General features: G+C 42.2%; 16 protein-coding genes and 1 pseudogene. 3 read left to right on the forward strand and 14 right to left on the reverse strand.

Annotation, left to right across the window (positions count from 1 at the left end; genetic code table 11):
• Window positions 1-16 precede the first annotated feature (16 nt).
• On the forward strand, window positions 17-574 hold the full coding sequence (locus tag AYR53_RS09435; RefSeq protein ID WP_068280585.1) for a TetR/AcrR family transcriptional regulator: 558 nt from the start codon (window positions 17-19) through the stop codon (window positions 572-574).
• A gap of 259 nt (window positions 575-833) precedes the next feature.
• Here AYR53_RS09435 and ppsA read toward each other — a convergent pair whose 3' ends face one another.
• The 6 genes from ppsA to AYR53_RS09465 form a co-directional block, all read right to left on the reverse strand.
• Window positions 834-3,230 (reverse strand): phosphoenolpyruvate synthase, encoded by a 2,397-nt coding sequence (ppsA, locus tag AYR53_RS09440; protein WP_068280582.1) that lies wholly within the window; start codon window positions 3,228-3,230, stop codon window positions 834-836.
• Window positions 3,231-3,639: 409 nt separating this feature from the next.
• A complete protein-coding gene (locus AYR53_RS09445; RefSeq protein WP_068280579.1) occupies window positions 3,640-5,076 on the reverse strand; it encodes a S41 family peptidase in 1,437 nt (478 codons plus the stop codon).
• A 16-nt stretch (window positions 5,077-5,092) separates the two neighbouring features.
• Entirely contained in the window at window positions 5,093-5,320 is a 228-nt protein-coding gene (locus AYR53_RS09450) for a YozE family protein (RefSeq protein WP_068224139.1), read from the reverse strand.
• Window positions 5,320-5,952, reverse strand: coding sequence for a YpmS family protein (locus AYR53_RS09455; protein ID WP_068224137.1), 633 nt, complete (start codon window positions 5,950-5,952; stop codon window positions 5,320-5,322). Before AYR53_RS09455 ends, AYR53_RS09450 begins: the two co-directional genes overlap by 1 nt.
• On the reverse strand, window positions 5,952-6,827 hold the full coding sequence (locus AYR53_RS09460) for an SGNH/GDSL hydrolase family protein (protein ID WP_238595674.1): 876 nt from the start codon (window positions 6,825-6,827) through the stop codon (window positions 5,952-5,954). The genes AYR53_RS09455 and AYR53_RS09460 overlap by 1 nt, the downstream gene beginning before the upstream one ends.
• 69 nt (window positions 6,828-6,896) lie before the next feature.
• Window positions 6,897-7,742: a DegV family protein gene (locus tag AYR53_RS09465; RefSeq protein WP_068224134.1), complete on the reverse strand. Its 846-nt coding sequence runs from the start codon at window positions 7,740-7,742 to the stop codon at window positions 6,897-6,899.
• Window positions 7,743-7,895: 153 nt separating this feature from the next.
• On the opposite strand from AYR53_RS09465, the gene trhA reads away from it, so the two are divergent.
• Window positions 7,896-8,543 carry a PAQR family membrane homeostasis protein TrhA gene (gene trhA / locus AYR53_RS09470; RefSeq protein WP_068280576.1) on the forward strand — a complete coding sequence of 216 codons (648 nt, stop codon included), beginning with the start codon at window positions 7,896-7,898 and terminating at the stop codon, window positions 8,541-8,543.
• A gap of 604 nt (window positions 8,544-9,147) precedes the next feature.
• On the opposite strand, the gene AYR53_RS09475 is transcribed toward trhA, so the two are convergent.
• The 5 genes from AYR53_RS09475 to dapB all read right to left on the reverse strand — a co-directional run bounded on the left by AYR53_RS09475 (window position 9,148) and on the right by dapB (window position 14,887).
• Window positions 9,148-9,642 carry a dihydrofolate reductase gene (locus AYR53_RS09475; protein ID WP_068280573.1) on the reverse strand — a complete coding sequence of 165 codons (495 nt, stop codon included), beginning with the start codon at window positions 9,640-9,642 and terminating at the stop codon, window positions 9,148-9,150.
• 12 nt (window positions 9,643-9,654) lie between these two features.
• Window positions 9,655-10,602: a thymidylate synthase gene (locus AYR53_RS09480; RefSeq protein WP_068281275.1), complete on the reverse strand. Its 948-nt coding sequence runs from the start codon at window positions 10,600-10,602 to the stop codon at window positions 9,655-9,657.
• A 15-nt stretch (window positions 10,603-10,617) separates the two neighbouring features.
• On the reverse strand, window positions 10,618-12,501 hold the full coding sequence (locus tag AYR53_RS09485) for an ABC-F family ATP-binding cassette domain-containing protein (RefSeq protein ID WP_068280570.1): 1,884 nt from the start codon (window positions 12,499-12,501) through the stop codon (window positions 10,618-10,620).
• Window positions 12,502-12,893: 392 nt separating this feature from the next.
• On the reverse strand, window positions 12,894-14,102 hold the full coding sequence (locus AYR53_RS09490; protein ID WP_068280566.1) for a CCA tRNA nucleotidyltransferase: 1,209 nt from the start codon (window positions 14,100-14,102) through the stop codon (window positions 12,894-12,896).
• Window positions 14,099-14,887, reverse strand: a complete 789-nt coding sequence (dapB, locus tag AYR53_RS09495; RefSeq protein WP_068280563.1) for a 4-hydroxy-tetrahydrodipicolinate reductase — start codon at window positions 14,885-14,887, stop codon at window positions 14,099-14,101. Before dapB ends, AYR53_RS09490 begins: the two co-directional genes overlap by 4 nt.
• 118 nt (window positions 14,888-15,005) lie before the next feature.
• On the opposite strand from dapB, the gene AYR53_RS09500 reads away from it, so the two are divergent.
• The gene (locus AYR53_RS09500; protein ID WP_068280559.1) at window positions 15,006-15,875 is read left to right on the forward strand and encodes a YitT family protein; all 870 of its coding nucleotides are present in this window, start codon (window positions 15,006-15,008) and stop codon (window positions 15,873-15,875) included.
• A 191-nt stretch (window positions 15,876-16,066) separates the two neighbouring features.
• Here AYR53_RS09500 and AYR53_RS13545 read toward each other — a convergent pair.
• From AYR53_RS13545 to AYR53_RS09510, 3 genes and pseudogenes are all read right to left on the reverse strand, one after another.
• Window positions 16,067-16,201: pseudogene (locus AYR53_RS13545) on the reverse strand (FAD-binding protein); the annotation flags it as partial.
• A gap of 218 nt (window positions 16,202-16,419) precedes the next feature.
• Window positions 16,420-17,283, reverse strand: coding sequence for a hypothetical protein (locus AYR53_RS09505; protein WP_068280556.1), 864 nt, complete (start codon window positions 17,281-17,283; stop codon window positions 16,420-16,422).
• Window positions 17,284-17,520: 237 nt separating this feature from the next.
• Window positions 17,521-17,904 carry a hypothetical protein gene (locus tag AYR53_RS09510; RefSeq protein WP_068280553.1) on the reverse strand — a complete coding sequence of 128 codons (384 nt, stop codon included), beginning with the start codon at window positions 17,902-17,904 and terminating at the stop codon, window positions 17,521-17,523.
• Between the last annotated feature and the right edge of the window lie 487 nt (window positions 17,905-18,391).

Here is an 18,391-nt window from a genome sequence, read left to right on the forward strand (position 1 = left end):
AAGGAGGAAAATTGTTATGACTAATCAATCCAATAGTGAACAAACCCAACTCACAAAAGAAAGTCTATTTAATGCTTTAATGCAGTTAATGACTTTTACGGATCTCAATGATCTTTCTATTTCAGCGGTTACCCGTAAGGCGGGGGTCTCGCGGATGGCCTTTTACCGACATTACAATATTTTGGAAGATCTGATCTCCGAACACCTTAACGATATTATGGCTGATTATCAGGCACGGCTTACTAAAGACAAGATTAATAATTACGAACTAAGCTACACTTTTTTTGTTTGTTTTCGGCCGCACCTGCAATTCATTCTCAATCTCCAACGATCACGATTAACTGGAATGTTATTTGATAAATTGGTCAGTTTTGTCGTTTCTTTTTCTGAATCCATCGTTTGTGTCGAAGAATGTCCTGGCAAAGTTACGGATTATAATATTCGCTTTGTAGTTGGTGGCTTTTTCAGTACCCTTCTAGCCTGGAGTCAAACGGGAATGAAAGAAAGTGCTGAACAAATGGCAATGCTTGTCAGCGCTGAACTTGCAAAACATATTTCAGGTATCGTGAATTAATGATATTTCTATAGCGTTCGCGAGCTACGTTAATTCAGCGGAAGGGAAAACAGTTCCAGTACTAATTGTTAAAATTTGAGCAGATAACTTCAATAATGGTCAAACAGCTATAAAGCTATGCTCACTTAAACGATCGTAACCAAAAAAAGAGAACCAATTAAAATACAATTGATTCTCCAAAAAAGCGTTAGCCATAACCAACAAGGCGTTAACTACTTATTTAACAAGCTTTTTTAATTTTTTCTGGATTTCAATTTGATTATTTCCAATCATAATCAGTTTGATCTTGCAGGCCGTTTCCGGTAGCCCTATCAAGCATGATTCGTTGTTCAAAATGGGCCACATTGCGCTTAGTTTCCTTAACCATATCCGGGTTAACCGAAACGTAGTCAATGCCACTTTGAATTAGGAAGTTTGTGAAATCAGGGTATTCTGAAGGCGCCTGACCACAGATTGACACAGTTTTGCCATCCTTGTGAGCGGTTTCAATTAGGTGCCGAATAGCGCGTTTAACGGCAAGATTTCGTTCATCAAAGAGACTGGCAACCGTATCGTTATTCCGATCGCAGCCCAGAATCAGCATGGTTAGGTCATTTGATCCAATTGAATAGCCATCAATGAATTGGTTGAATTGGTCGGCCAGAATAATGTTTGACGGAATTTCTGCCATCATATAGACCTTGAAGTCCGCCGAACGAATTAACCCTTCATTGTGCATAATCGTAGTGACCTTTTCAGCCTCGGCGACCGTCCGTACAAACGGAATCATGACGTTCAGATTCTTCAGGCCAAATTCATTGCGGACTTTTTTAACCGCTGCTAATTCAAGCTTGAAGGCATTGATGTACTTAGGATCGTAGTAACGCGAAGCTCCCCGCCAGCCTAATAAATCGGCAGGTTCATGTGGTTCATATTTCTCGCCACCCTTAAGGTTTCGGTATTCACTTGACTTGAAGTCGGAAAGCCGCAGGATAACAGGTCGCGGGGCCATTGCTCGAACAACTTTGGCAACGCCGTCAGCCAACTGATTGACCACCTTTTCCGGGTGACCTTGATCAATTAAATATAACGGATGTTCGTGAATATAAGTGGTCCAGAGAAATTCTTCCCGCATCAAACCAATCCCATCAGCTGGTAAGGAAGCATACTTATCGGCTAATTCGGGATCGCCGAGATTCATCATGACGCCGGTAGCAGTTGGCGCAAAGGTTTCCGCAACCACCGCTTGAGCAGTTGCCGGTGCGTCGTCTGGCTTGAACATACTGGCAACTTTACCATGATAAACGACCCCGTTTTTAGCATCAACGGTTACCACATCGCCATCTTTAAGGGCATCAGTTGCCGCAAGGTTCTTACTTCTAGTTCCAACGATACAAGGAATCTGCATTTCGCGGGAAACGATCGCCGCGTGGCAAGTCATCCCGCCATTATTGGTAACGATTGCCGCTGCTTTTTTCATAGCTGGAACCCAATCCGGTGAGGTCATTAGCGTCACTAAAACTTCGCCCGATTTGAATTGATCAATGTCTTTCGGATCATCAATGACGTGAACCACGCCACTGGCTAAACCAGGACTGGCCGGTAAGCCCCGAACGGCAACTTTGGCATCAGCCGCTGCAACTACGTTATCATTGTCATCAGCAGCAGGTTTCTTCTTATTGCGCTGTGACCAGACAGTTTCTGGACGTGCTTGCACGACCCACAGCCGTTTAGTATTAGCATCCAAGGCGTATTCCATGTCCATGTAGCAGCCGTAATGTTGCTCAATTTTCAAAACGTAACCGGCCAACTCAATCACTTGCTTATCCGTCAGTGCTGGCTGCTCCTGTAATTCGGCAGGAACGGCTTGCTCTTTGGTTCCGCCATCGGGAAGTCGAACTAATTCAACCGATTGCTTAATGATGTTTTTCTCAACAATTTTTTTCGATTGTTTGTCGATTACAAAGTGGTCTGGTGTAACCTTGCCTAAAACAATGTACTCGCCTAAACCATAGATGGCGTCGATCACGATCTTAGTGTCATCACCATTGGCAACGTTAACGGAGAACATGACGCCGGATGCCTCAGAAAAGACCATCATCTGAATTGCTGCTGAGAGAGCTACTTTTTCTTGGGGGAAATTTTGTTTGTGGCGGTAATAGGTCGCCCGGTCAGTAAAGAGTGAAGAATAACATTGCTTGACCCGGTCAACAACGTCCGCGGCACCTTTTATGTTTAAATAAGATTCCTGCTGGCCGGCAAACGAAGCATCTGGTAAATCCTCAGCCGTTGCGGAAGAACGAATCGCAACGAATGGATTGTCCTGGCCGACCTTCTTGGCCAGTTCAGCGTACCCTTGTTTGATATCATTCGCCAAATCTTCCGGCATAGTCGCCCCAACAATTAAATTACGAATCTGCTCGCAGGCCACGCGTAGTTCATCCGAATTTTCATAATCTTTGATCCCATCAAGCAAAGTATTAACTTTATCGTTTAATCCCGTTTGGTCCATAAAGTAACGATAGGCCCGCGCAGTCGTAGCAAAGCCATATGGCACTGGAATATCCATTGAAGAGGTCATTTCCCCCAGTGACGAAGATTTACCACCTACTAGGTTAACATCCTCACGGTGCAATTCATTAAACCATAAAACATTTGCCGTATCACGACTACTCATGAAATTACCTCCCTGTAATTAATCACTTAAATTTTATTGACCGCAAACATCAGGTTTTTGGTGAAAGCGATTACGTCAATATACTTCATTGTAGTTCAACTTCGCATAAAGGGGAAGTGATAGGCCTATTAGTATCCAAAATGCCCCCAGCAGTACTGTAAGAATCATGAATTGGTTTTAGCGAAAGATTCGAATAATTAGGCAAAATACGCTTTTTTACTACTCAATCTAGCAAAGTTTTACGCAGCGTAATTTTTTTGGCCAAACAAAAAGCCCTATTTCAAGGGCTTTACGTTAATCAAATTCTGAAACCTTAGCACTATTCAAACAAACTTAACTTAGCGAAGTTACAACTCAATGGCCTCAACCACTAAATCACTACATAGGTAATCTCCGTTAAATCTAGTCGTTATTTTTTCATTTGTGCTAATGCTTTTTCTAGTGGCACATCATTTTGACTAATTTTCTGGGTCAAAGCAACTTGCATTTTGTCAATTGTGGCCGGATCAAGTTTACCGGTTTGGGGTAATTTGGCCGTGGCTTGGTAAGCCTTCACTGCTTGCTCGGTTTGCGGACTAAAGTAGCCGTTTGCTTCGCCTGGGTTCTGGCCTAAGGCAGTTAGGGCCTTTTGCAGCGTCTTGATATTGGTATTAACGTCACCTTGTTGGTAAGTTTTCTTGCCGTTGACCACTGGCAGATAGGCGTAACTTGGATAATCGGCCTTCGTCGTTGGCGTTAGGCCTTTTTTATTGATCCAATCACCGTTTGGCGTTAACCATTTGGCAATCGTAATTTTGAATTCACTCTTATCCTTAAAGTTAGTGACGTTTTGGACAGTCCCTTTACCAAACGACTTAGTCCCAACTAATGGGTCGTGGGCCGATTGATTTAAAGCGGCTGAAAAGATTTCGGCAGCTGAGGCACTACCGTCATCGATTAAAACGGTAGTTGGCTCGGTAATCTTAAAGCCGCCGTCCTGCTTCTTACTGGCCTTATAAACTTCTGGCTGGCCTGTCCGTGGTTGAACCTTCATGATGGTTTGACCGTTTTTCAGGAACATACTAGAAATCTTCAGTGCTTGATCCATTAAGCCACCAGGGTTGCCCCGAACATCGACAATAAAGGATTTGGCCCCTTCACTCCGTAATTTCTTAACCGCCGTTTTCATTTCTTTAAAGGTTGGGTTAGAGAAAGTCGTGATCTGAATGTAGCCAACAGTTGGTTGTTTCTTGACGATATGGGCGTTAACGGTTTTAACCGGAATGACATCGCGTTTAACGGTGACGTTGAAATTATGGTCGCCTCGTTTAATCGTTAATTTGACGTCAGTGCCTTTTTTACCCCGAATCTTGGCGACAGCCTGGTTAACCGTCAAACCAGATGTCGAGTCACCATTGATTGACATAATAACGTCATTAGCCCGTAAGCCCGCCTTTTTAGCCGGGCTACCAGCGATTGGCGAAATGATTTGAATGCGACCGCCAGCTTTTTGAACTTCGGCCCCAATTCCTTCAAAATTACCGGAAATTGTGTTGTTGAGATCACCGGCATCACTGCCGGTTAAGTACTCTGAATAAGGGTCGCCTAAGCTACTAATCATGCCGTTAATGGCCCCATTCATTAATTTCTTTTTGCTGACCTTTTTATAATAATTTTGGTCAATCGTTTGGTAAACTGCATTTAGCTTTTCAAAACCTGCTGGGTAACTCCCAGTTGCTGCCGTTTGGGCATTAAAATGGGCGGTTAACAAAATCACCGTACCAAAAACACCAACAACAAACGCCAATACAACTGAACTAATAAAAATAGGCAGGCGAACCTGCCGTTTACGCTTCTTCTGTGCCATAACTTGCCTCCGCTAACTACAGTGAACTTGCCTGTTCCTGATATCGTTGAAACGCCTCATCGAAAATTGTCATCGTCGGTAAATAACCACCGTTTTCTTCAAGGTATTTGGAAATTTTATCGTAATCCTCTTCTAACTTAGGAAAACTTTGATCAAAAAAAGCATTTGCCGCAAACTCCGCAACTTCATCGTGACTGTTAGGGTTACGTTGCGTCATTAAAAATTGATAGAAACTTTTTCGCATCATTGTCCTCCTTCACTGGTTACCTGGGGCAGATAAACGTCTAAATTGATTTTATTATTTGCCAGGTCGATCTTCTTAGCCTTGATCTGCATCCCGTTTTTCATCTTAAACTGATTAAGTCGCAGCTGAATCGTTTCTTTTTTACTATTCAAAACGACCCACTTAGGGAATTTATAACTATTGCCAATGTAATTCATCACAACTTTAATTGGCACGGATAACGCACCAATTTCCATTCGCTTAGCCTTTAATTGAACATCCCCGTTTTCCATCACGTACGGATCCAGGTAAATGCTAAAGGGCACGCCGTAACCCAACAATTTAAATTTGCCCTTTAAGACAGCCTGATCACCGAGATCGAAAGTGTATTTAATCTTGGTTTTTTTCAAATAGTGGTTTAAATAATAACCGATAACATCGTTCACTTGGGATTTATTTAAATTAACCGAAAAAGTCGCTTGGCGCTTAATTAACTGCTCATTAGGGGCGGTTTGAGCCGGTGGTTGAGTTATTTTGTGGCCAAAATAGACGCCGGTACCGACGATAATTGCCACTAAGATTATAAAAAGCCATTTCCAAATATTAAAACTAGTTGGCGTTGGCTTCGTCTTTTTTTGTGTTCTTGTTGTCACTATTTTTCTAGCCACTCTTTCTGGTTTTGCTGCATGCTAGTGTATAATTTTTGCGTCATTTTCCGATAGCCCGTCACGTTGGGGTGAAAGTTATCCTCAGTCGAAATTAACGGATTCTTTTTATCACTACCGCTGCTACTGCCACCGCTACTGTCCTTAGACGGTTTCGTTAAAACTGAGCTTTTAGACATTAGATTACAAATATTGACGAAATGACTAGGTTGGCTCTGTTGCAAAACTTGCTGCGACGTCGTATTCCAGCTCACAACCGCATCCTGCATTTTAGTCATTTTAGGGAAATAAACGTAAAAAGGATTGTAGATACTGTACAAAAAGATCGGTGCCTTAGCGTTATATTGCCGCACGTGCCCTAGTAAGGTCGTTAAGTGTGCGGTGTAACTTTTTTGCGCCACTTGAATATCCTTTTCGTTAGTATCAAGCATATCCTTTTTGACGACACCCATCAGATCATTACCGCCAACAGTCATCACAATGACATCCGCCTTTTTAAGCGAGGTCTGAATTGCTGCTTGGGATTGCAAGCGGTGATCGATCTGGGTACTCGTATCGCCGGCAACCCCGTAGTTGGCCGTTTTAACCTGAACGTGATCCTTATCGACTAACGAGTGCTTAATCATGCCCACGTACCCGCCAGCCTTGTTCTGATCGCCAACACCCTGCGTTAACGAATCACCTAACGCCACCAAATTAATTTGGCTCTTTTTAGCTGGTTGCTTCTTTTTGGTCACCTGTTGGGTCTTTTGCTGCACAGTTTCTGGATAAAAATGGTTAAACCCAAAGTAAACGCCTAGCGCAACAATTCCCAGTACAACTAGTGCAAGCAAGATATCCCGTAATCGCTTCAGGACTTTCAACTTGCCAACTCCTTACAATTTAAAAATAAAAGGGCTACGACAAATAACGTCTACGCCCTTTAAAAATCATTAATCTTCCGTGTAATACATAATGGCAAAAGCGCCTAGCCCGGCATAAGTTGCGATAATCGGACTCGTGTCGCGAACTAAGACAGGAACTTTAGGTAACGCCTTCTCTAAATCGGCCTTAAACCCATTCACCACTTTATCCGCGGCCACGTGGGAAATACCAATTTCCTTGATATTCGGAATTTTTTCCAACTTGGCAATTAATTCGCGCATAAAATTGTTAACGGTCTTCATGCCCCGGCCTTTGGTTCGAACTTGTAGTTCACCATCGACCATCTCAAAGATAACCTTCATATTAAGAATGTTGGAGATCAAACCAGTTACCCGGCTAACCCGACCACCCTTAACAATATTGTCTAAGGTCATAACTGCCATATAAAGTTTAGTACTGCCCTTAACCCGTTCTAAAGCAGCTAAAATCTCGGCCTTGGTTTTTCCTTGTTGGGCCATCCGAGCAGCCGTTAAGACCTGAAAAGCCATCCCGCGATCAGTTTCCCGGGAATCTAGAACGGTAACGTCGCTTTTGCTTAATTGAGCTGCTTGGCGCGCTGTATTAACGGTACCACTAATGGCATCCGTCATATGAAGGGCAATAACCTGACTGCCATCTTCACCCAGCTGATCAAAGAGCTCAATAAATTCGCCAATTGGCGGCTGACTGGTTTTGGGCAAAGCCTTCGCCTGACCCATTAATTCAATAAACTTAGGACGAGTAATTGTCTTACCATCCACGTACACCGTGTCGTCGATCATAACGGACAACGGTATAACAGTGATGTGATTCTGTTCAATTTCTTCTGGTGTGAGTTGAACCGAAGAATCGGTTACAATTTTTATAGTTGCCATGACTTTTATTCAGCCACACTTTCTTACTAAGGTTTTTTAAACCATGCTACAATGAAATTGTGGACATGGTATTTATCTAATATTGACTAGTATAGCAGATTAAATTCTGTTTTTCACTGCTACAGCTAAAAATTAAAGAATGGAGTAACAGTTATGCATGGTACTTTTCAGCAGTCACCTTTTTCCCGGCGCTACCTCATTGTCAATGAAGTCCTAAATGCAGTAACTCACGGTATTGGCTTTGTTTTAAGTGTCGTCGGCCTAATTTTTTTGTTGATCAAAGCTAACACAATTGGTCAAACAGTTGCTTACACAATTTACGGCATTACGCTCATGATCCTTTATCTCAGTTCGACTTTATTTCATAGTCTAATTTTTACCCGGGCCAAGTCGGTTTTTCAAGTATTTGATCATTGTAGTATCTACTTACTCATCGCCGGATCGTACACACCTTATTGCCTAATCGCGCTACACAACACACTGGGTTACGTCTTATGCGCCGTGATCTGGGTCTTAGCGATATTTGGTGTGATCTTTAAATCCATTGCCGGAAATAAATTCAACCACTTAACAACCGTCATATACGTACTAATGGGCTGGGGCTGCCTAATTGCCATGAAACCACTTTACCAGCACCTAGGCCCAATTGGCTTCTGGCTACTAGTCGCCGGAGGAGTGGCCTTCACCCTAGGCGCAGTCCTCTATAGCTTCCCCAGAATCAAGTTCATCCACGTCATCTGGCACCTATTTGTTCTACTAGGAACAGGCTTCATGTACTTTTCGATTTTGTTGTTTGTATAAAGCAGAGTGCCTAAAAAGGCGCTTAGCTTCTGAGCATTAGCCTAGATTAGCGAATAATTCGTGAAACGGATTATTTGATGATCGTAGCTAAGCGCAGGAAGCTGCCTTTTTAGGCACGTTTTAGTCGAGAGTGTTTGAAAAAGCGTTCAGATTATGGCGTATAGCCTACTACTCCGCAATGTAGGAGGAATATTAGCGAAGAACGCCAATATTCTTTGATGCTACGGACGTTGACCATTCTTGTGGCGAAAACTAGGGAGCACAGTTATAAAGTCCATAACTGTGTTTCCTCGACTAAGTTCGTCTCAGTCACCGCAAGAAACATGGCAGCCGGGCGAAAAGAGACGCGCAGCGGATCGTTCGACCGGCGTAGCTATACGCAATAATCTGCTTTTTCAAACACGTTTCCGCCAAATTGGCCAGACTAAATCCAATCAAAGCCAATTTTCAAACATAACTTCACCTACAACAAACAATCCAAAAAACACAAACGCGAAATAGACGACCAATTTCGGCCTCCATTTCGCGTTTTTTAACATACTTTTTAAATAACTTTTACATTATTTTTCAATCAACCAAACTAATTCTACCTTCGCGGCAAGCCTTAGCTCTTCCGTTGGTAAGTCGCAAACGTATACGGGTACTTGTTGTCCTGATCAACTTTGCCATCAAAATGGTCGATCATTTCAAAAGCTTTCCAATTAAGCTCTGGCATGTACGTATCGCCCGAAAAAGCACCATCAATGCGCGTAATGTACAGGCGCTGCACAACATCGGCGAATAAACTGAAAATCTTAGCACCGCCAATAATCATAACTTCTTCATCGTTGTGTAGGTCCGCAAAATCCAAAACGGCCTGCTTACTGTGAAGCACCATAACGCCATCAGGGACGGTCAATTCTTTTTTTCGCGTTAATACAATATTAAGTCGATTAGGCAGTGCCTGTTCCATTCCGACAAAAGTTTTGCGCCCCATAATGACTGGCTTACCCATAGTAACATCCTTAAAATGTTTCAAATCGGCAGGTAAATGCCAGGGCAAAGCACCCTTTGCGCCAATCAAGTGATTCTTATCTTCAGCCCACATATAAGCTAACATTTGCTCACCTCATTACACCGCAACTGGCGCTTTAATGGCCGGCTGCGGATCATAGTTCGTTACCTTAATATCGCTGACGTCAAAGTCGAAAATACTTTGCTTGTCAGGATTTAAGACTAACGTTGGTGCTGGTCGGACTTCCCGCCGCAATTGCTCTTCAATTTGGTTGACGTGGTTTTTGTAAATATGAGCGTCGCCTAACGTGTGAATAAATTCACCAGCCTCAAGCCCAGTTTCGTGAGCGATTAAGGCTGTTAACAACGCGTAACTCGCAATGTTAAACGGTACCCCAAGGAAAACATCGCCACTACGTTGGTAAAGCTGACAGCTTAATTTACCATCGTTAACGTAAAATTGAAACATTGTGTGGCATGGTGGCAAAGCCATATTGGGAATATCTTCCGGATTCCAAGCTGAAACAATCAGGCGTCGGGAATCAGGGGTTTTCTTAATTGCGTCAATGACGTTTTTAAGTTGATCAATTGTTGTGCCCTGACTCGTTTTCCAAGCCCGCCACTGTTTACCATAAATATTACCCAGCTCACCGTACTGTTTGGCAAAAGCCTCATCAGCCAAAATTCGATCGTCAAACAAATGCATTTGTTCTTGATATTGCTGATTAAATTCAGGATCGCTTAGGTGCCGGTGGCCAAAATCCGTCATATCAGGGCCCTGGTAGTCCTTGCTGTTGACGTAACGTTCAAAGGCCCATTCGTCCCAGATATGATTCTTGTGCTGTAACAAATAACGAATGTTACTGTCGCCCTTAATGAACCAGAGCAATTCACTTTTAATGAGACCGAAAGGAACCTTTTTAGTTGTTAATAAAGGAAATCCTTGGCTTAGGTCAAAACGCATTTGGTAGCCAAAAATACTGTAAGTCCCAGTATTAGTCCGATCGTCCTTATAGTGACCATCTTTCAAGATTTTACGAGCTAGGTTTAAATACTCCTCTTCCAAGTTCATTGCACCGCCTTAGTTTGCGTACTGGCTCAAATAATCCCACCGTTGCATTTTTTCTTCAATCTGTTGATTTAACTCATCCACTGCTCGTTGTTGTTCCGCTAATTTACCATAATCGGCCCCATTGCTGGCCATTTCTTTCTGAACTTGTTCAAGTTGTTGCTCCAGTCCATCAATTGTGGCTTCAATGGTTGCCCATTCCTTCTTTTCATTATAAGTTAATTTAACTTTTTTTGCCTGTTCCGTGCTTTGTGTTTTTTGGACTGGGGCTGCCTTTGGCGCAGTTTGCTTTGGTTTAGCGGCTTCTTTTAAGTAATCCGATAGCTGGCCGGTGAAACGTTCAATCTCACCGTTGCCAGCAAAGATCAATAGTTCATCCGCTACGTGATCAAGAAAATAGCGATCATGTGAAACCGTGATAACAGCACCGTTAAAGGTTTTCAGATAATTTTCAAGCACCGTCAACGTCCCAATATCAAGGTTATTCGTTGGTTCATCTAGTAATAAAACGTTCGGTTGCGTCATTAAAATTTTCAGTAAATACAGGCGGCGTTTTTCACCGCCCGATAGCTTGCGAATCAGTGTGCCGTGCATAAATCGTGGAAAAAGAAACTGTTCCAATAGCTGCGTCACACTCACCGTATCGCCATTTTTGTTAACGACTTGTTCACCGACTTCTTGCAGATAAGTAATTAAGCGCTTATCTGGGTCCATCGGTTCCGTAATCTGCGTATAAAAACCGATTTTGACCGTTTCGCCAAGAATTAAGGTACCACTGGTTAAAGGTAATTTACCGGTCAAAGCCTTTAGGAAGGTGGTTTTACCGGCACCATTTTCACCAGTAATTCCCAAGCGGGCGCCACCTTGAATCATGAGGTCGAAGCTTTGCATAATCACGTGGTCGTGAAAAGTCAGACTTGCATCCTTAAGTTGCAACACCTTTTTGCCCAAACGTTGCTGACCCAGGTTGATATCAACATCATCTTGGCTATTCGTGCCGCCACTGACCGATTCCTTCAGGTCATTAAAGCGATTAATGCGGGCCTGCTGTTTCGTAGAACGTGCCTTGGCGCCAGCGTGCATCCAATCTAATTCTTTTTTATAAAGTTTCTTCTGCTTAGCGGCCTGTTCGCTCGCAGTCGCATCCCGCTTCACTTTTTGCCCTAAGTAACTTTCGTAGTTACCCTCGTAGGCCTCCAGCTTGCCAAAAGAAAGTTCATAAATCTGATTGGTCACCCGATCAAGAAAATAACGATCATGGGTTACGACCAGTAAAGCACCTTTGTAATTACTTAAATAAGATTCCAACCAGGCAATTGACTCAAAGTCCAAATGATTGGTAGGTTCGTCCAGAATTAATAGATCAGGCGCTTCAATCAACACTTGTGCTAAACCGACCCGCTTTTTTTGCCCACCAGAAAGCGTTCCGATCTTCTGCTTGAGATCGGTAATCTTCAACTGATTTAAAATCGATTTAATTTGCGTATCCGCCGTCCAAGCATCATCACGGTTCATCGCCTGCTCGGCCTTAGTGTAACGCTCCTGCACTTTTTCATTAGTGGCCTGTTCCCCTAATTGTTGCAGCGCACCTTCGTACTCTTGAATCGTTTTAAAAATCGGGTTATCCCCGGCAAAAACGGCGGCCATAATTGACAACTCATCATTTAATTGTGGTATCTGTTGCAAATAACTAATTCGGTACTGTTTTGGCGTCACCACCGATCCCGCATCATAGCTGTCTAAACCCGTAATTGCGTTCAGTAAAGTGGTTTTCCCCGTTCCGTTAGTTCCAATTAAACCGATACGGTCGCCTTCCTTGATCATAAACGAAATATGATCAAACAGCGTTTTTTCACCATAAATTTTGGTCAGATCTTCTACTGCTAAAGTTTGCATACATTTTCTCCCCAACTATATTCACAGTCCATCATACTATAAAAACAGAGTGTTTGGAAAAGCGTTCAGGTTCTGAGGATTGGCCTAAACAGACGAATCACCTTTGAAAAAGGTGATTTGGCTGTTGTAGCCAACCGCAGGAACCTGCTTTTCCAAACACGTTTCCGCCAATTAAACGGCTATCAGTAATAGCAGTTAACCGTTGTAACCACGCTCTTCAACTACACTCCATCGTCACAGCAAACCATTTACAAAAAAATTAACCAATGATAAAAATAAAACAGCAGTTAACGCAATCTGCTGTTTTACCATCTAAACAATTAATTTTAACACCTTTACTCAACTAAATTGGTTAGAAAAATTACTAATTAAGGCTATTTTCCAAACACGCCTTAGTTTAGAAGTTCTTTTGCCGCCGCCAACAAGCTAGCTTTATCATTAGCTAACTGGTTTTCCACGACTTGTTGTTCCAGTTTGGCCAAGATATCGCCTAGTAGCGGCCCTGGTTTAACCCCGGCCTGTTGAATTAAATTAGCGCCGTTAACTGCTAGTTCGTGCTTGTCGTGAATTGCTAAGGACGAATAGGCCGTCATCAACGTTGCTGAAGTCTGGCCGGCACCCAGCAAAGTGGCAACTTCATTAACGGACAATAAATTATCCAGACCGGCAGCATATAAATCCCAGTTAGTTATGTGATCAGCCAAGAATTTTGCCAGCAAAGTAACGTTGTTGCCAACGTTGTTCACTAACTCATTAGACGATTTCCACTGTCTTAATAGGTGCCGCGTTGCCGTTGTGTCCAAGCCTAATTCATAGGCAATCAGTAGCCAGACACTTTTTTCACGGACTAGGCGCTGATCCGGTAAATCGGCAATCCGTAACAGATTGGCGCCAGCAGAACGAAAGCCGGGACATTTTTGGTAGAGGTCAGTTTCAACAAAAGTTTTCAACCCAGCAGCTCGATTTTGGCCCAATAATAGTTTGACAAATTCTTCGTGAATTCGTTCCACCGCGATCTTGGCCAACAAACCGTGTTCTTTAGCGATTGCCGCTTCAGTCAAAGGCTCAAGCTCAAAATTTAACTGACTTTGAAAACGCACCGCGCGCATCATGCGTAAGGCGTCTTCATGAAAACGTTCCTCAGGAATACCGACTGCCCGAATCAGACCGTGTTTCAAATCAGTCAGGCCATCAAATAAATCAATGATCGTGCCATCGTGGCGCAAAGCCAAGGCGTTAATCGTGAAGTCCCGGCGTTTTAAATCTTCGTCTAAAGAACGGACAAAGGTAACGTGATCAGGCCGGCGAAAATCCTGGTAAGTGGATTCCGTGCGAAAAGTTGTCACCTCATAAGCATTGTCCTTTTCCATCACTGTGACCGTACCGTGCTGAATGCCCGTATCAATCGTTCGCCGGAAAATGGCTTTCACTTCGGCTGGGTAGGCGCTGGTGGCAATATCAACGTCGTGAATTTTTTTATTACCTAAAATAGCGTCACGAACACTACCGCCAACGAAATAAGCCGCATAACCGGCCTGTTCAATTGCCTGAATAATCGGTATTGCTTCGGTAAATTCTTCGGGAATGGTGCTTAATTTCATAGTAGATACTCTAATCCATCAAATAATTCGTGGTGGTCGGTTACCTTACGACAAGCTAACGCAACGCCCGTCATGAAGGAAGCACGATCATAGGTGTCCTGACGAATTGTCAAGCCTTCACCGACGGCACCAAACTGAACCTGTTGGTGGGCAATTAAACCAGGAAGGCGAACACTATGAATGCGCATGCCGTGGTAGTTAGCACCCCGCGCACCAGGTAAGGATTCAGTTTTATCAGGATTACCTTGTGGCTTGTCACCCCGCTCTTTTTGCATCATTTCGGCCGTCTTCAAAGCCGTGCCACTTGGGGCATCTAATTTATTATCGTGGTGCATTTCAATAATTTCAACATCAGGGAAGTATTTAGCCGCCTGCTTAGCAAACTGCATCATTAAAACGGCACTTAAGCCAAAGTTAGGTGCGATTAGGCCACCAACTTGGCGCTTTTTGGCAATGGCCTGTAACTGTTTAACATCATTATCGGTGAAACCAGTCGTGCCCACAACTGGTGAAATGTCGTGTTCAAGGGCAAACTTCGTGTTTTTAACGGCAGCTTCGGGAACGGTGAAATCAATCCAAATCTCGGGTTTAACGCTAAGAATAGCTTCGCGTTCCGTGAAAACTGGCACGTCAACGTTATTAAAAGTGGCATCCCCAGCGAGACTTGTCTCCGTTGCTCGTGGATCATAAACCCCAACTAAGTCAAAATCTTCATTATCTAAAACCATCTTTGCTGCGGTAGAGCCCATGCGCCCTTTAAAACCAGCGACAACAATTTTCTTCAAACCGATCACCCTTTTCTTCAAGATACTTCTATAGTAACAAAATTTACTTTCTAATAAAACGGGTAAAGTTAGCTTAATTCGGTATAATGCAACTGAAGGCTACTTTGGAGGCGGTTATTTGGAAAATACACGGATTAGACTACAAGACTTATTGCTCATCACTTTAGGCTGTGCACTCTACGCACTAGGCCTCGTCAGCATTAACATTGCCAGTCACTTGGCCGAGGGCGGCATTACCGGGATCACTTTGATTTTGCGTTACTGGTTCCAAATTAATCCCGCCTACTCAAGCCTGGTGCTTAACATTCCGTTAATTTTTATCGGTTATAAATATTTAGGTCGCCACGCTTTAATTCTAACCATTTACGGAACCGTCATGTTATCCGTTTTCTTGTGGATTTGGCAACGACTGCCCGTTCAACTTAACCTGCACCACGACCTCTTCATTGCTGGTGTCATGGCGGGGCTTTGCGGCGGTTTTGGCAGTGGCTTAATCTACCGTTCCGGCGGCACAACTGGGGGTAGTGACGTCATTGCTAAAATTATCGAACGTAACCGCGGCGTTTCCATGGGCCGCACAATGCTAATCTTTGACACCGTTGTTTTGCTACTATCCTTAAGTTACCTAGATATTCGCCACATGATGTACACCCTGCTGGCCTCGTTCATTTTCTCCCAAGTCGTTGATTTCACTCAACAAGGAGCGTACGCGGCCAAAGGTGTCCTAATCATCAGTGAAAATTATCAAGCAATCTCCAGCGATCTGATGGAACAACTTGAACGCGGCGTTAGCTTTCTCAACGGTACCGGCGGCTTCCAAAATCAACCCAAACAGATTATTTACTGTGTGGTCGCACCAAACGAAATCGCCGCCGTCAAACGTATTATTGACTATCGTGATCAACAGGCCTTCGTGTCGATCATCAACGTTCACGAGGCAATTGGTGAAGGCTTTACTTATAAACGCAAGGGACGATCGTTTTTTTAGGGATGGGTTGTTGGCGCGTATTGGAAAAACAACGTCTGCTGCTTGTTCAAGCACGTTTAAATCAGTCAATAAAAGGTTGGTCACACTAATTTTCAACGACAGCTAGGACTAAAATGAATAGAAATCAAAAACTGAGCAGCATGTCTAATTTGCGGACATGCTGCTCAGTTTTTAGTTTATAACCTAATTAATTATTTCAAATAATCCGCTGCTTGGTCACCTGCTTGCCGACCAAACACGATGATATCTGCAACTGAGTTCCCACCAATTCGATTATTGCCGTGCAAACCACCAGCAACCTCACCAGCAGCGTACAAACCAGGAATTGCTTAGAATTAGAAAAGATTTAAAATATACTCCTTCTGTTAAGATACTGTTAGTGCCTACGTTCCTGATGTATCCTAAGTACTTTGCCAGCTCTTGATTTAGTTGAAGATGTATTTGAATTTTTACGAAGCGCACGTCCAGCCTTTCCAATTTTGCCACCATGATGTACTGTCATATAATCATTTCCTTTAATCATTTTCATTTCCTTTAATCATTTTTAATGAAGAGTAATATACACACCAAGTGCTTGCGCATTAATATGCAGAGCGTTTTCGTCCAATAAAACTGCCTCCACAATTCCTCTTGTAGAGGATTGGATTTCTACAACCGCCGATAAAATTGGCTTTTGATCCATCACTAACAATATATTACGTAATGATTTAATCCGATTAAGAAAGCCAACCTGTCTTTGAAATACATCCGGTCTCAATCGAATTAAAAAATCTTTTCCATTATACTTAACTTGAAATGAAACATGTGGATCTAAACCCTTCCCAATAGTAACTGCCTCTAATATTCCACCAATGACAATAGTACGCCCAATTAATTTACGTCCAATAGTGCCAATAAATCTATAATCCATACGCACATGTGCATGTGCACCATTTTCAATTACTGCAATAGATGGATCAGTTGTTGGACTGATTCTCGTTACACTATCTCGTTTCGTATTATCGGTTGTAACTTCACTAACTGAATGCTTATTTCTTTTTCGTGCCGCTGAATTGTTTGTAAATTTAATTGAATTTTTTGGCTCGTTAAGTAGTCTATCCATTCGTTTTAATCTTGAATTTAAGGCAGCCGTATTTAGGCGCCCATTCTGAATTTGTCCCGTTTCATAAAGTACTTTTCGCTCTTCACGATCGTAATAATTATTACAATTTTGATCATGATTTTGACGATTCCACGTCTTTAAAAAGGCCCTTCTTGACGCTGAATCATGCGTAAAAGTCATGGGACAACCACAATTTATGCAAACCAGTCGATGCAAAATTTCGTCTTCATCGCTAAGTTTACGAAGCTCATCAATTGTGTAAATCTTTTTTGTTTGTGAGTCCTTCACCTTATAAATATTCTTCATCTAAATAACCTCCCAAAAACTAAATAATTTTTATAATTATTATGGAAGATTTTATTAAGTTAATATAAACATAAAAAGCCCCCTTGGCGTGTACAAATGACACCAAAGAGACTTTTAATACATAAAAACAATTTACGTGCTACTAAAAGTTTGTTACAATGTTGTTGGTTGGACGTCATTGATAAGTCTTTGATGTCAGCGGTCAAGTTTGCAGACTTGACCGCTTTTTTTGTATTTTTATTTTTGGTGGATAGGACGAGCCTTATTAAGATCAAATATTAGAATTCCTTCTTGTAAATTGTATTCACCCTTAACTTTGTATGTCGTTTCTTGTATCTTCCAGCCCATCATCTCAGCAAGCCGATCAGTCAAGTCTTGATAATTCCAGCGTACCATGATGTTCTTTTTACCGGCCCTGAAAAACACCGTCGCATTCTCTGAGTCGACCGTTACAGGTTTAATGACTAAGATATGATCCTCATCATTAATCAATAGTTCAACATAAGCCGCTTTTTCCAATCGGAGTACTGCAGTTTTGCTAAAAGATATACCACCTTTACCAATCGTCAGTGTTGAAACCCCTGCCGAAACGACATATGGCTTGAATTTACTAAAATCCATTTTGGTATTCCTCCTATCATCTAGAGCTTATAGCAAATCACAATAAAAGTCAACTGTATTCCTTATTAAATGATTTTCCATCTTTTAAGTTGAGCTATAAATGGTTTTTAATTACCTTATTTATTTCATTTCAAAAATTAATCTTAAAGCTTACACTTGTTTGCCATTTAGTGTTTGACAGTCAGAAAGCGCGTTAATGTTTTTCGGTCTTATATAGGCTATTGCTTTTTAAATAATGGCTACATATTTATTTTATAGCAAGATAGAGCCGTTTGATAGCTTGCACTTCATTGTATTATTAGCGCATTTATTAATCCGTTTTAATTGTTATTAGACACCATAATTACCGCTAATTGTTAAGACTAATTACGATTCCGTCAAGAAAATAATAAGTATTTAAAAACAATATTCATGCCACTTTTATAGAATTTTTGTTATTATTTTTATTTTAAGCCTCATATTATGTCTGTTTCAACTAAACTCATTT

Origin of the sequence: Loigolactobacillus backii, from assembly GCF_001663675.1 — a bacterium.
GTDB classification, from domain to species: Bacteria; Bacillota; Bacilli; order Lactobacillales; family Lactobacillaceae; genus Loigolactobacillus; species Loigolactobacillus backii.